The sequence below is a fragment of the Halobacteriovorax sp. DA5 genome, assembly GCF_002903145.1.
Lineage (GTDB): Bacteria > Bdellovibrionota > Bacteriovoracia > Bacteriovoracales > Bacteriovoracaceae > Halobacteriovorax_A.
In genome coordinates this window covers 147,418-161,886 of record NZ_PPDJ01000009.1, presented here as the reverse complement: position 1 = coordinate 161,886, position 14,469 = coordinate 147,418, and the positions used below count along the sequence as shown (strand labels likewise).

14 protein-coding genes are annotated in these 14,469 nt (G+C 35.9%); 7 read left to right on the top strand and 7 right to left on the bottom strand.

The window, feature by feature from the left end; genetic code table 11:
• Window positions 1-24 precede the first annotated feature (24 nt).
• On the bottom strand, window positions 25-534 hold the full coding sequence (locus C0Z22_RS13335) for a hypothetical protein (protein ID WP_146037903.1): 510 nt from the start codon (window positions 532-534) through the stop codon (window positions 25-27).
• 119 nt (window positions 535-653) lie between these two features.
• A complete protein-coding gene (locus C0Z22_RS13330; protein WP_103218867.1) occupies window positions 654-2,519 on the bottom strand; it encodes a tetratricopeptide repeat protein in 1,866 nt (621 codons plus the stop codon).
• A gap of 491 nt (window positions 2,520-3,010) precedes the next feature.
• Between C0Z22_RS13330 and C0Z22_RS13325 the strand changes: the two genes are divergently transcribed.
• From C0Z22_RS13325 to C0Z22_RS13300, 6 genes are read left to right on the top strand one after another with little or no spacing between them, the layout of a single operon-like run.
• Window positions 3,011-3,400, top strand: a complete 390-nt coding sequence (locus C0Z22_RS13325; RefSeq protein WP_103218866.1) for a polyhydroxyalkanoate synthesis regulator DNA-binding domain-containing protein — start codon at window positions 3,011-3,013, stop codon at window positions 3,398-3,400.
• Between the two features lie 45 nt (window positions 3,401-3,445).
• Entirely contained in the window at window positions 3,446-4,096 is a 651-nt protein-coding gene (locus tag C0Z22_RS13320) for an outer membrane beta-barrel protein (RefSeq protein WP_103218865.1), read from the top strand.
• Window positions 4,096-4,908 carry an ArsA-related P-loop ATPase gene (locus tag C0Z22_RS13315; RefSeq protein ID WP_103218864.1) on the top strand — a complete coding sequence of 271 codons (813 nt, stop codon included), beginning with the start codon at window positions 4,096-4,098 and terminating at the stop codon, window positions 4,906-4,908. Before C0Z22_RS13320 ends, C0Z22_RS13315 begins: the two co-directional genes overlap by 1 nt.
• Window positions 4,909-4,925: 17 nt before the next feature.
• Window positions 4,926-5,927 carry an ArsA-related P-loop ATPase gene (locus C0Z22_RS13310; RefSeq protein ID WP_103218863.1) on the top strand — a complete coding sequence of 334 codons (1,002 nt, stop codon included), beginning with the start codon at window positions 4,926-4,928 and terminating at the stop codon, window positions 5,925-5,927.
• On the top strand, window positions 5,924-7,306 hold the full coding sequence (locus tag C0Z22_RS13305) for a pyridoxal-phosphate dependent enzyme (protein ID WP_103218862.1): 1,383 nt from the start codon (window positions 5,924-5,926) through the stop codon (window positions 7,304-7,306). Before C0Z22_RS13310 ends, C0Z22_RS13305 begins: the two co-directional genes overlap by 4 nt.
• Window positions 7,306-8,472 carry a PLP-dependent aspartate aminotransferase family protein gene (locus C0Z22_RS13300; protein ID WP_103218861.1) on the top strand — a complete coding sequence of 389 codons (1,167 nt, stop codon included), beginning with the start codon at window positions 7,306-7,308 and terminating at the stop codon, window positions 8,470-8,472. Before C0Z22_RS13305 ends, C0Z22_RS13300 begins: the two co-directional genes overlap by 1 nt.
• Here C0Z22_RS13300 and C0Z22_RS13295 read toward each other — a convergent pair.
• Together C0Z22_RS13295 and C0Z22_RS13290 are read right to left on the bottom strand one after the other, a co-directional pair.
• Window positions 8,469-9,131, bottom strand: coding sequence for a hypothetical protein (locus C0Z22_RS13295; protein WP_103218860.1), 663 nt, complete (start codon window positions 9,129-9,131; stop codon window positions 8,469-8,471). The genes C0Z22_RS13300 and C0Z22_RS13295 overlap by 4 nt on opposite strands.
• Entirely contained in the window at window positions 9,112-10,182 is a 1,071-nt protein-coding gene (locus tag C0Z22_RS13290; RefSeq protein ID WP_103218859.1) for a hypothetical protein, read from the bottom strand. Before C0Z22_RS13290 ends, C0Z22_RS13295 begins: the two co-directional genes overlap by 20 nt.
• A 185-nt stretch (window positions 10,183-10,367) precedes the next feature.
• Between C0Z22_RS13290 and C0Z22_RS13285 the strand changes: the two genes are divergently transcribed.
• Window positions 10,368-11,180, top strand: a complete 813-nt coding sequence (locus C0Z22_RS13285) for an HD-GYP domain-containing protein (RefSeq protein ID WP_103218858.1) — start codon at window positions 10,368-10,370, stop codon at window positions 11,178-11,180.
• On the opposite strand, the gene C0Z22_RS16140 is transcribed toward C0Z22_RS13285, so the two are convergent.
• From C0Z22_RS16140 to C0Z22_RS13270, 3 genes are all read right to left on the bottom strand, one after another.
• Complete coding sequence (locus C0Z22_RS16140) at window positions 11,177-12,658, bottom strand: hypothetical protein (RefSeq protein ID WP_199177569.1); 1,482 nt, start codon at window positions 12,656-12,658, stop codon at window positions 11,177-11,179. The genes C0Z22_RS13285 and C0Z22_RS16140 overlap by 4 nt on opposite strands.
• A 93-nt stretch (window positions 12,659-12,751) precedes the next feature.
• On the bottom strand, window positions 12,752-13,642 hold the full coding sequence (locus C0Z22_RS13275; RefSeq protein ID WP_103218857.1) for a hypothetical protein: 891 nt from the start codon (window positions 13,640-13,642) through the stop codon (window positions 12,752-12,754).
• The gene (locus C0Z22_RS13270; RefSeq protein WP_103218856.1) at window positions 13,639-14,466 is read right to left on the bottom strand and encodes a DUF455 family protein; all 828 of its coding nucleotides are present in this window, start codon (window positions 14,464-14,466) and stop codon (window positions 13,639-13,641) included. The genes C0Z22_RS13275 and C0Z22_RS13270 overlap by 4 nt, the downstream gene beginning before the upstream one ends.
• Window positions 14,467-14,469: the final 3 nt, after the last annotated feature.

The following is a 14,469-nucleotide window of genomic DNA, read 5'->3' as shown; positions in this document are numbered from 1 at the left end:
TTATTAGGAAGCGTTGTTGCGCTGCTAGATAGATCCGCAGCTATCAACGATAAGGTCCAAGGCGAGGACTCTTTGCTTTTTATTTGTTTTTTTAGAGTTGTGAATTCCCTCTAAACGAATAAATTTATATTCGTTTTCTTGTAACTGAGAGAATGATGCGTTGAATTCATAATTGCCAATCATTGGCGTCTTATATTCAACAGTCCCATCACTGTAATGTTTAATATCACCTTCAAGACACCCTTTGTCACAATAATTGCTATCGATATTCTTTATCTCACTAAAGAAAAGTCGGTTTCTTAAGAGAAAGTCATTTAATATTTTAAGTGATGAATAACGCTTTGCCTTTACTAACTCTGTAGAAATTTTCTTATAGAGAGTTCCTGAAATATCAGCTGCTAACTCTTCACTTGCATCGAGTGGAAGAATTAAGGTTTCTTGTCCTTTGAATGGAACATCAATGGCAAGGCTAAATGTTTCTTTATTTAAAATGGCATTATAAGTGAAGCGCTCTTGATTCTTGCCAAACTTCAAACGGCCACGGCCTTTAAATTCTTGGCAAATACCACTCGTTAAAAGCTTATGGGCCTCAACTTTATTCGTTGAAGCTCCAGCCTTATCTGATAAATCTTTTGGATTTGTTGTACAAGATATTAACGTGAAGCCGGCAAACGCACAGAGTCCAGCTTTTCGATATAATTTAGAATTTCTTCGCGTTCGTTTACTTTCGTACAATTTTTAAGTGCCTCGACATAATATTGACGAGCCTTTTCTGGCTTCTTCAAAGAAGTATATATGAGCCCTAAGTGCTTTGCAATGACCACATCGTCACTTACTAAAGCAAAGGCTTTTTTAATTTCGCGGTAAGCTTTCTGATATTCTCCAGTTTTGTAATAGTACCAACCTAAAGAATCACGGATATATCCATCTTGAGGGTTAAGCTGAACAGCTCTCTTAATATAAGCATAGGCTTTATCCATATGAACACCTTGCTCCAGGTATGTATAACCTAAGAAGTTCAGAGCATGTGAGTTATTTGGATCACGCTTTAAGATATCTAACATAATCTTTTCGGCTTTTGTGAATGCCTTATCTTTTTCATATAAAGATGCAAGATAATAAGCATGTCCATCTGTATAGCTATCGTGCTCAATATGAGATTCCATTAAAGCGATAGCTCGGCTTAGATCTTTTCGATTTTCATAGTAACCTGCAAGAATTACTTCTAATTCAAAACGTAACTCTTTTGATGCTTTTGAACGTTCTTTTACAAATTCAACAAGACGCTTTTCTTGCGCAGGATCTTTTTGTGCATATGTATTCAAAATATTTGCGATCTGAATATTTGACTCATGAAAGAGTGAGCTATCTTCTTTAATTCTTGAAAAATATGTTACCGCAAGATCACCTTCGTTAGACTGCTGATAAAGACTTGCTAGGTAATAAAGAACTTTATCTGAATCTGGGATAACAGTTAGAATCTCTTTAAAGATTCCTTTTGCATCCTCAATCTTATTAGTCTCTGTATAAATAACTCCCAATCTAACCTTTAAATTTAAATTCTCAGGATCTAGAGCTAGTAACTTCTCTAAGTAAGGAACAACTTCTTTATACTCACCATCTGTAAAAAGTAGATTTACGTATTTTCCAAGTGCAGTGTAATTATTTGGATCGTATTTCAAAAACTTCTGATAAAGAACCTTTGCAGACTTAAAATCACCTTGTTGTTCGTAAATCATTCCAAGCAGAATAGTACTTTGCTGATTAGTTGGATCAAGCTTTAAAGAATTATTAAAATACTTTTTGGCCTTCTTATAATCAGATTTTTCAAAGTGGATTTTGCCAGTATGAAAGGCATAAATACTGCGATTTTCGCGATCTTTTTGTGAGCAATAACTTAGCGTTCCAACAGCTTTCTTGAATTTCTTTTCATCCACATAAGCTTTTGAAAGATAAATACAAGCTTCACTTAAAATTGGTCTCGTTTTATAGACTAGTTCACGATATAGCTTGATTGACTGCTTTGATTTTCCCAATGCACCATATACGCCAGCAAGTAAGAGTCTTGCCTTAATTTTAATATCTTTGTCCGCATGTTTAATAAGGTACTTTAGCTCCCTTTTTCCATCTTCTAACTGACTCGACTTAATAAGTTCAACCGCATATTTTTTTCTTAGATAAATATCTTTAGGTTTTAAATCAACAACGTGTTTTAAGATAAGTGATGCCGAAACAGAATCACCACTCAAAGAAGCGTCTGCAGCTTTTAAGAAAAGGTCACTTGCGACATAATTTACCGTAGCGTCGCCCTTCGTTTTTGCTTCTTCTACAATCTCGCTAAGAGACTGATCAACAAACTCTTGCGCTCGCTTCGCCTTTTCAAAATCAGAAATGGTATTTGAAAGCTGTGAATCTTCATTGATATTAGACTCATCTTCAACATTATTGGTCGTTGCACAACCAATGAGTGTTACTAGCGCTATCGTGTAGAGTGAATTTTGAATGAAATTTTTAAACATCTAATATCCTTGGCCTTACTGCCTCAGTCTCTCATCGACCTAAATAGATATTTCTTAAAGAAAATTAATCCTTAATTTCGTAGGGGCAACATTAGGTAGAACTTAAGTATCAATGACTTGCATTAGTTCGACCTAATGCACGATAAATAGCTGAAATCATGGCAAATAAATGGATTCTCTTTGAATTTAGATAAAATTAAGAAGCCTATCCCTTGACAGTTACTGTCATTGACTGTTACTTCTCTGATGCAAATTTCAAAACGCTTAGCAATAGACACAGCGGGAATCAATAAAATATATGAACACCAACCTGTCTTTTGTTCAAAGTTGAACTTATAAGTAATTAATTTTACTGAACATAGCTTAACGGTGAAATTTATACAAAAAGCTTAACTATTACAAAGCGTCGTGTTAATTATTAACTCGTTTTAGCTCAAGAGAATTCTAAAATTAAACTTGAGATATATTCGTAAACCAATAGGGGTAGTAGAATGAATGATGTAAGAATTATTAAAAGGTACCAAAACAGAAAACTTTATGACACACACCAAAGTTGCTATGTAACACTTGAAGAGATCGCTCAAATCATCAGAGAAGGTCACGAGATTCAAGTAATCGATAACAAAACTAAAAATGACATCACTTACATGACTCAAATCCAACTTCTTTTTGATCAAGAGAAAAAGTCAACTAAGCCAGGTGACGTTGAACTTCTTAAGAGAGTTATCCGTGGTGAAGAAGGTACTTTCACTGGATATATTAGAGGTCTAGAAGGTATTGAAGCTCCAGTTGTTGAAGAAGCACCAGCTCAAACTTTCAACTCTTTCAACAGCGCAGCAAACCTAAACTCTTCTGTTGAAACTACGACTACTTTAAACTAATATAAGGCAGTTATTACTGCATATATATTTAGTTTAGAGGGTGAAATGATTTTTCAAATTTCAAAATCTATATTAAGGCCTGCAGTTATTCTAGCAGGCCTTTTTATTTTTGGTGTTCAAACACAAGCACAAACAGTTAAGCAATTGACTTCTTCTAAGTCAGCAAAGAAGAATTCAGATGCGGCAGCAGCGGCAGCTCTTCTTAGTGGCCAAGAGCTTCACATTCACTCAGTTGGGATCGGAATTGGTCAAACACTTCTAATGAGTGATCTTAAAGATAACGGTGAAGATAAAATTACGGCTGAATTATTTTATAATTACAAGGCTTCTTACTCGTTTGATTTTTACGCCAACCTACATTATTCAAAACATGAATATGAGAATACTTATTCGAAGACTGCAGGACTTCTTTTTGGAGCGAAAGGAAAGCTATTTCATTATGATGCATTCCAACCATTCCTTGCAGCAGGTCTTGGTTTCTTTAGGCCACAAATAAAGACTGATTCGTATAAGTCAGATGCAAAGACAGTATTTGGTTATCAACTAGGTGCAGGTGCAGACTTTGATTTAAATAGAAAAATCACAGTTGGTGCTATGGCCACATTCAACGATCCGTTTGATGTAGATCAAGAGAATCGCTCAGATGTTGAGGGATACTACTTTAAAGTTCTACTTACGGTATTCTACAAATTCTAATGAAGTTTAAAGACTTATATATCGTCACGGGAAAAGGAGGCGTTGGAAAAAGCCTCACTTCCGTGGCGCTTACTAAGTCGATTTCTGAACTTAATCATAATAAGAATGTATATTATTTCTCATTTGAACAAAATGAGGACAAAGAGCTAATCAAATCACTTAATATCAAAACTGTTGAGCTAACTCACTTAAGCTCAGTTCAAGAATATATTGCTCGTAAACTAAATTCAAAAACAATTGCCAAGTGGATTGTTTCAACTTCATTCTTTAAGGCCTTATTTGATATGGTCCCAAGTTTTGGTCAACTGATCTTCCTTGGACACATTATTGACCTTGCAAAAGAAGAAGAAAATATTGTGATTGTTGATGCTCCAGCATCTGGTCACCTACTTTCAACAATACACTCTCCAAAGGTCTTTAAAGATATTTTTAAAATAGGACCGATTGCAAACGATATCGATAAGATGCATAACTTCTTAACGAATAAAGAACACACTCAATGCGTTGTTGTTAGTATTCCGACAGAGCTAGCGGTTGAAGAAGGTATTGAATTAAGAACTGAACTTACTAATGAGTATAGTATTTCAACAATCGAAATCCTCAATTGTGATTTAACTCTGAACAAATTCCCAGAAGATGACACGCCTGACTTTATAAAGGTAAAGATTGAGAATCAAAGACACTTACAAGATAAGTTTCAGGTAAAATATGATCTCCACTTTCCTCAGATCATTGCACAGACGCAAGAGCAACAGGTTGAGGAATTAAGTGATATGATCATTGAAAAGATGGATATCTTTAAAACAAAATAAAAAGTAGGCTGTGACGAGTGAAGGACTTTAAGAAAATTGAGATTTTTTGTGGAACAGGAGGAGTTGGAAAAACAACGATTTCTGCATCCCGCGCTTTTTCTTTAGCGGCAAGGAATAAGAAAGTTCTACTTATTACTATTGATCCAGCTAAACGCTTAAGACAACTCCTCAATCTCAAAGATCAGTCTGAGATAGTTGAGTTCAAAAACGAAGAAATCTCTTTCGACGTTCTTCTTCTTGACTGCAAATCTTCATTTGAAAAGATCTTAGGTGCAAAGGTTGATAATAAGATTTTAGAAAACTTAACGAGTTCACGCGGTGGACTTAATGAGATTCTTGCAGTCCTTGAAATTCAGTCTCAAATTAATCGCAATATCTATGATGCGATCGTAGTGGATACAGCACCAGGAAAGAACTTTTTAGACTTCCTTAATTCCTCAAAGAAGATCAATCGCTTCTTTAATAAGACATTTGCGGAAGCATTTAATTATATTACAAATCAAAATAAACCAGGGCGTTTTTTCAACCGCATTATCTCAACGGGGATTGAAAAGTTCCTTAGTTACCTTGAAAGTGTAACTGGACAAGGATTTATCAACGACTTCCTTGAGGCGATCTCAATTCTCTACGGTAATCGAGAGAAGTTTATCGATGGATTAAGTGTAGAAAAAACATTAAATGATCCTGCTCACTCGAGGTGGTATTTAGTAACTTCAGCAGAGCACATGAAAGAGGTCGAAACGAAGCAAATCTTTGACTCAATTCAAGCTCAAATGAACACCGAACGTTACCTCATTATCAATAAATCATGGTATAACAATCTCGCATCGTGGCAGCCTAAAACGACACAGATGCAAGAATTTAAAGAAACAATAATTAAACAAGAAGAAATAAAAACTTCCATTTCGAAGAAGTCCAATATCGAAACTCTTACGTTTCCAGATCTTGTGACTTTTGACCCGATAGAGCAACTAAGGGCCCTACAGGACAACTGGAAGAAAACGGAGAAAGAAGTATGATGAAAGGTGCTAAGGCAAACGTTGTTGAAGCAATTGGTAATACACCAATCGTAAAATTAAATAGTATTGGTAAAGATACAAATTGTGAATTCTACGTGAAGTTAGAATATATGAACCCGGGTGGGTCAACAAAAGATCGTATCGGTGCTTATATGCTTGATCGTGCAGTTGAAGAAGGTGTTCTAAAGCCAGGTGGAACAATTATTGAAGGAACATCTGGAAATACAGGTGTTGGACTTGCAATGTGGGCAGCAGTTCACGGTTACAAATGTATCTTCGTTCTAGCTGACAAACAATCAAAAGAGAAAATTGATAACCTAAGAGCTTTCGGTGCAAAAGTTGTTGTATGTCCAACAAATGTTGAGCCTGAAGATCCTCGTTCTTACTACTCTGTTTCTAAAAAACTTTCAGAAACAATTCCAAACTCATTTTATGTAAATCAATACGATAACCTACATAACAGAAATACTCACTATACATGGACTGCTCCAGAAATGTATGAGCAAACTCAAGGTGATTTTGATGTATTCATGGCAGCTGTAGGTACAGGTGGAACAATTTCTGGTTGTGGACGCTACTTCAAAGAGAAAATGGATAAAGTAGAAATCATTGGTGTTGACTGTGTTGGTTCAATTATCGCGGGTTACCACAAGACTGGTGAAATGGGTCAAGCACACTCATATGTTCTTGAGGGTGTTGGTGAAGACTTTATTCCTGAAAACTATGACTTTGACTTAATTGATGACTTTGAAGTTATTAACGATAAAGAATCATTTCTTATGACAAGAAGACTTCTTAAAGAAGAAGGAATTTATGCTGGTGGTTCAGCTGGTGCCGTAATTGAAGGTGCTTTAAAGTATGCAGCAAAACAAACTGAACCAAAGAAAATCCTTATCCTACTTCACGATTCAGGAAACCGTTATGCTTCAAAAATCTATAATGATGATTGGATGAGTGATGGTGGTTACCTTGATTCTTCTTTTAACGTTCAAATTTCAGAAGTACTTAACACTCTTGGAAAGAATGGAAATATCATCACTGTTGAAGACACAACAACAATTGGTGAAGCAATTACACTTATGGAAGAAAAGAATATTTCTCAGCTTCCTGTAGTTAATAAAGGTGGAGATATTCTAGGTCTTTGTACAGAGAAGAACCTAATTAAGCCTGTTATCATGGGCGAGTTCCAAAAAGACGACAATATCTCTCTTGCAATCTCTAATAACTACCGCGTAGTTGATTGTAACGAACTTCTTGAAACTGTAGCAGATGCACTTTTAAAGAAAGAAGTTGCTATCATTACTAAGAATGGAAAAGTTTCAGATGTACTTTCTGAAATCGACGTTCTTCAGTATATGTCTGAGAAAGGCTCAAAGTAATGAAAAAGGCCAAGCTTAAACAAGCGGCCAAAGCCTCGGTGTGTATTCACGCCGGGGCATATCCTGATAAAGAAACAGGTGCGGTTATTCCACCTATTTATCAAACTACGACCTATGCTCAATCTAGTCCTGGTGAGCACCAAGGTTACGAATACTCAAGATGTCACAATCCAACACGAACAAGACTTGAAGAAGCTCTAGCTGCACTTGAAAATTCAAAGTATGCATTGGCCACGTCAAGTGGGGTCTCAATAGAGATGCTTATTATGCATACGCTACCAGCAGGCTCGACAATTTTATGTGGAGATGATGTATATGGTGGCACTTACCGTCTCTTTACAACAGTCTTTAACTCAATTCACAATTTTATCTTTGTCGACACAACTGATGTAAATAAAGTTGAAGCTGCACTAAAAGAACACAAACCAAAGCTCTTGTGGGTAGAAACACCAACAAATCCACTCTTAAAAATATCCGATATTAAAAAAGTATCTAATTTAGCAAAGAAACATAAGGCCATAACAGTTGTCGATAATACTTTTATGAGTCCTTATTTTCAAAACCCTCTTGATTTAGGTGCTGATATTGTTATGCATTCAGTAACTAAATATATAAATGGCCACTCTGACGTTGTCGGAGGTGCTTGTATGCTTAACAATAAGAAACTCTATGAGAAATTGTGGACACTACAGAAATCACTAGGGCCAACACAATCCCCTTTTGACTCATGGCTAGTTCTTCGCGGTATAAAAACTCTTGCTATAAGAATGGAAGCTCATGCAAAGAATGCGATGAAAATTGCTAAGTATCTTGAGGGCCATCCTAAAGTCGAAAAGGTCATGTACCCAGGACTTAAGTCTCACCCACAACACTCAATTGCAAAGAAGCAAATGTCAGGCTTTGGCGGAATGATTACATTCTTTTTAAAAGGTGATATCAAGCAGTCGAAGAGATTTTTACAAAAAGTTGAAATGTTTTCACTAGCAGAAAGCCTTGGTGGAGTTGAAAGCCTTATTGAACATCCAGCTATTATGACTCATGCTTCTGTTCCAAAAAATGTTCGTGAAAGTATTGGTCTGACAGATAACCTGATTAGATTATCTGTCGGTATAGAAGATGCTAACGATCTTATTGCAGATTTAGAAACAGCATTTAAATCTGTTTAAAAAGTTCCTGGGCCAGCGCTTTCATCAATTTGAAAGTCACCAGATGATTCAATTGTAGGTTGCTCTTGGCCATTATCTTCTTTAACTTCAGTTTTTTCTACTACAGGTTTAAACTCTGATCTTTTTCTTTTTAAATCTTCTGGAATTCTAGCAATTGGCTTTCTAATCATTATGTAGTCATAGTTTCCATTGCGACTAAATACTGTATTAGCATTTAAGTATTCTTCTACTAGAAGTTTTGCACAGAAAACACGTCCATGATCATCATTAAGACTATTTTTTGCACCAGAAGCAAAGATGAGACCGTCATCTTCAATTATTTTTTTAATTGTCTTATATTCGTCACAGAATTCGTTTGAAGTTGCATGACACTCACCTTCTTTACGAAAGACATCTACTGAATTTGAAGTCGACTTAACGTGAATTGGATCGCGACAAATATCAATAAGCCAATTACGATTCATATACTTATATTGATTATGGGCGATCTCAATTTCGCACTCTTTCTTACTAATAGTTATAGTCTTATTCAAAAGACCAAATGGTGCTGATTTGTGTTTTACAGAAACATCAAATGAAGACTGAAAGCACTCAGTTCCAGTAAAGGCAATTGCCTGAGCTGTGATAAAGAAAACGATACTAGATTTTAGAAATTGCATTTTTATCTACCTCTACCATTAGGATGGTTTGATCATTTGGTAAAAAATCATCTTCATTATATCCCTTTTTACTTTGAAATGTTAATTCACTAATTAACTCAACTGGAGATGACCAGTTTTTCTTAATAAAAGAAATATACTCTTCGCCATTAACAATATGGTCGTTATTCTTGAAATATCCAGGCGATAGTAAAAGAACTCCCTTCCCCTTTTCTAATTGAACACTCTGCTTCTTAACTTCATATGAGTTTGGAAAGCTATATTCATTTGATGAAATTAGAATATCATTTTGAGAAAGAATCTCATGGGCACCAATATTAATACTCTCGAGAGTAAGATCAGCTAGTGTTAATTTAGCGACTAGAATAGATGCCTCTCCGAACTCCGAGAAATCCTCAGTACGCTCTTCAAGTTGGCCAAGAATCTTATCCATTGTAAGGCTGCCTTCAGCTTTCCATCCTTCAATCATCGTTAAGAAACTCCCAATGAGCATATATGATGTAGCGTGCAGGGAGATAATCCAAACATCACCACCTACTTTAAAAAAATCGAAGAATTCACCACCATTAGATGTTCCCGCACAAAAACGTGACGTAATCCCAACTCCTCGAATCTTTTCACTTCTAAAAGGGGCCATATTCTTATGCATTTCTCTAATGCTTTCAACTTGTCCAACAAGTCCTTCCATGACGCTATTCATTTTATAAAGCAGCTTTTTTTGAAGCTCCATTGCTTTTAGGCCTTCAATTGCATTCTTCATATTTAGTAAGTTCTCTTCAACTGATTTATCAGCAAAGAAAACACCTAGACACATTTCATTTTCAAGAATTGATTTATCAATCTGATCTCCATCATGAAAAACAATGATAAAGTACTCATCATTAGCAATATCATTTTGTGATTTTGTAAAGGCCACTTGACTTGCAGCTGATTCGTTATTTTCTTCTGAAACATCTTGATTAAAATCTGAAAGCTCTAGCAATTTTAGTAGATTATTGAGCTTATCTACGGCAATTTTGTCGATATTAGACTCGACGATACGAATACGCATAACTCTTCCTAAGTATTTAAAATTAAATAGTGATGACACGATTTTTTGGCATCTTGAAAATCCATTTTAGCATATTAAGCGACCAATATCATATAAATGAGCCGATTAAATTAAAGATTCCTTAAGAATGACCCGAAGAATTATTAGAATATGGGTATAACCCGACTGTAACACTAGGTCTTATAATGAAGAAGAGTAAAATCGTAAATTTGGGAGAGAGGCGTAAGAAAGCAAGTACTCGTAAAAGTACTGCGACAAAGAAGTCTCAATCCGCAGTCATCTCTGAAAAAACCGTTGTTAATTCAAGGGGTACAACTGATGATCCAACAAAAAGGCTAGAAGCTGAGAATAAAGCACTTAAGCTTGAGCAAAAGAAGATTTGCGAAATGGCCGCGAGAACAATTCTTCATGCACTAGATTGCAAAGACCACTACACTTACGGACATAGTACACGTGTTGCTTATTTTAGTTTAACACTTGGAAAAGAAATCGGACTTAATGAAGACGAATTATATGACTTAGAACTTTCTGCACTTTTCCACGACATTGGAAAAATTGGTGTACCAGATGAGGTTTTAAATAAGCCTTCAAGACTTACTGAAGACGAATTTCTTCAGATGAAAAGTCATCCAGAAAAATCATTTGAAATCCTCCAAGGATTTACTCATTTTGAAAAAGTCGCTACATTTGCAAAATATCACCATGAAAGATGGGATGGACGAGGATACCCTGAAGGACTTAAGGGTGAAGATATTCCATTATTCTCTAGAATTATTCTAATTGCAGATACTTTCGATGCAATGACTTCAACGCGTGTTTATCGTAAGGGACTAGACTACGAAGTTGCTTATGCTGAGCTTGAAGAATTCTCTGGATCACAATTTGACCCAGAGTTAGCACGAGCATTTGTAAGAGCGATGAAAAAAGAAGAAGCGAAACAAGAAAAAACGTTCACGCTTACAATCATCGACGGCCTCTTTAAGAAAGACGCCGCCTAATTACAATTTGGCGTTTCAGCAACAGTATTAATATAATACATCTGTAAAGTTCTACAGTCGTACTCTGATGCTAAAACCTTAGAGGTTGCACATTCGTTAGGTTTCCCTTCTTGTAGTGCCCATTTCATATTAGCTTCACACTTAAGATAGGCTTTGCGATCAACACATGCCCAGTGTTTTCCTTTACAATTATATACTAGACCTTGGCCAAACTCTGTATACTTAGGAGGCTCAACATACTCTAGCCTTTCAACAACCTCTTTCTTTTCCTCTTCCAACTTATCAACAATTTTATCAAGTTGATTATCAAGAGAATCTGACTTCACATCATCTTCATCTTTTTCTCCAAAGCTACCTGTAGTATCGACCTGCGTTTGAGGAACGACAATGGGCTCAGGATTAACTTCTGTATTCTTCTCTCCCACATCTAATACTGTCTCTTCAACTTTTTCCTCAACTTGAGGTTCAGTTATTGTTTCAACTGGTGCTACTGCAGGTTCTTCAACTTGCGGCTCAGGCTGTACCTGTGGCACAGGCTCTGGTTGAGGCGCTGGTTCAGGTTGAGTCTCTGGTTGAACAGAAGGCTGAGTATCAGCTTGTTGTGATTGAGCATTTTGAGTCTCTTGTACTTGTTGAGACTGTTCCGTCGTTTGCTCTTGAGCTTTCTTTGGCTTCTTCTTACGAGGCTTTTTCTGTCTCTTTACTGGTGGGACTTCCGGAACTTCATTGTCACTCTCATCTGTTAAAACAAATTGATCTATGGCAAGCAGAACAACTGCAGCAATTAAGACAAGCTTAATTAACTTACTCTTATCAGAGTCCTTTTTCTTATTTTCATCTTCATCTTCATCATCCTCGTCTTCGTCTTCATCTTCATCATCTTCGTCGGCATCATCATCTTCTTCATCGTTATCTTTTTTTGAAGACTTTTTCTTAAGCATTTTAGCCAGGAATGGAAGTTGCTTTTCTAAAAACGACTTTTCTTCTTCATCGTCTTCATCTTCATCCTCATCTTCGTCATCACGATCTTCTTCCTCATCTTCTTCCTCATCTTCATCAGAAGATTTTTTCTTAAAGAGCTTTGCTATTGACGGAAAGTTTTTGGATAGAAATGATTCCTCGTCGTCTTCATCTTCATCTTCATCATCTTCATCTTCATCATCTTCATCTTCGTCGTCATCTTCGTCGTCGTCATCATCATCTTCTTCATCCTCATCAACATTTTGAGGCTCAGACATAACGACTTCATCATCTGATCCAGACTCATACTCATCTTCTTCTAATTCAGTATCGGCCAACTCTTTTGCGCCAGGAATTTTAACATCTGTTGATGTTGCATCATCAAAATCCGAATCATCCTCATCCTCATCTTCATCAGATTCGAATTCATCTTCTTCAAATTCTTCAAGTAGCTCTTCGTCTTCCTCCGACTTTTTAAGCTTACCTTTCATCTTGTCAAAAAATCCCTTCTTGGCCACAAGTACTCCTAATCTAAACCAAAGAACTCTTCCATTTTACTGTATAATTGAAGATCTACGAAGGAATATTATCTATTTAGCATTCTTGCCCAACTACTTAAGTCGGTTATAGTAGCAAATATTTTTTACGAATGAAGGAGAAAGGATAAGTGAATCTTTATTCAAATACTGTTTATCACCAAAATGAAGAGTTCCCTCTCCAAGTATTTTAGTAACATTGAATATTACTTCACCCATCGTGCGACGATAATTTAATTCAACAAGGGGGCAAAGTTTTAACGTCCCCTCTTCATCTTCATAAATCATATTGTCGAATTGGATCTTAGAAATCTCTGAATTTGGTAGATTAGACTGAATTAAGTCTATCGTTGAATTTAGGTTGAACTTAACATCTAAATCAGAAAGAGATATTAAACGTCCACCTTTGAATTGACCTTTTGAATTCGTAAAATTTTCTACGATGTAATACTCTCTAGTTTTTAGATTATAGGTAACGCCAAAAGTTTTTTTTACATCAACATATTTAGACAATACACCAGGATAACTTACACGCGAAAGATCTTCTTTATTCTGGATTAACCTATTACCTATCCCTGAAAATGTTTGATCCGGCCGATAAAATTTAATCTCATTTAAAACCACATCATCTTTTGACCTAATGATCATATCCTCAAGAGGCCTATGCCAACTGGCAAGCCAACATTTTGAATTTAGAGTTTTTGCTAAATCAAAGTCAGTAAGATCTCCCCACCAATTTTGGTATTCTTTAAGATCATTCGTTATTTCCGATTTAATAAATCCTAGTTTCGATAAATGACTGAGATATTCAGCAGTATAGGCCAGTTTTGTACTTAATATATTTTCGCAGGAATCATTAACGAGAAAAAAAATATATTCTAATTCACTTAGGTATTTATCATTTTTTAGATTAGGATTATTGGCAGCGAGAGCAGCATCAAAGTCGAGATTAACACGATATTTCACTTCCATTCCTTGCGGTTTGTTACAATGAATTCGTCTTTAAAATTTTCAATACGAGAAATGAAGTCATTATCCATTCCTGTTCTCACACGCCCTTCTCTATCAAAGATCATTCCTTTTGCTCGGGCTGGAGATAAAAGATCCGGAAGAGACTGGACGTAAAATTCCCAAAGATTACTTTGATCACGCCATTTGTTTAGCCAATGAACTCCAAAACCAACATGTGAAATCTCATCTTCGTAAACTACATTAAGAATAGCTGCTGATTTCTTATCATCAACACCTTGAAAAATATCTCGATAAAACTTAGCAAAGTCTAAATTGGCCGCTTCAAATGTCAGGGCCATTACCGCAAAGTATTCTTCAAAGCTTGTAATCTTTTGCATCTGTCGCCAAAAGAAGTCATTTACGGGTAGATCGCCAAAGTCGATACCAAAGTCATTCATTCTCTTGCGATAGAGATTGAAATGTTTAATTTCGTCATCAATTGTTTGAAGTAAGCCTGAAGCAATTCTTTTATATTGAGATTTATCTTCGATAGGGATGTACATGAGTGCTGTCGCCATCATTTCAATGGCCAATAGTTCATGATTAGCAAAGAAGTGCAACGCCATGGCCTTCTTTTCATCCAAGTGAAAGCTTCCTCTTTTTGGAAACTTAATCTGCTCAGCAGAAAATGAGATCTTCCCCTCTCTAGATGGATGAAGATCTTTTATACCATCTTTAGTTTTAAAATAATTGAGATCCGTAACAACATCAGAAGTTGTTAACTTATCTTCAAGAAATGGAGATTCTAGCAATAACTTTGCGTATTCGTAAGTATTCATTAA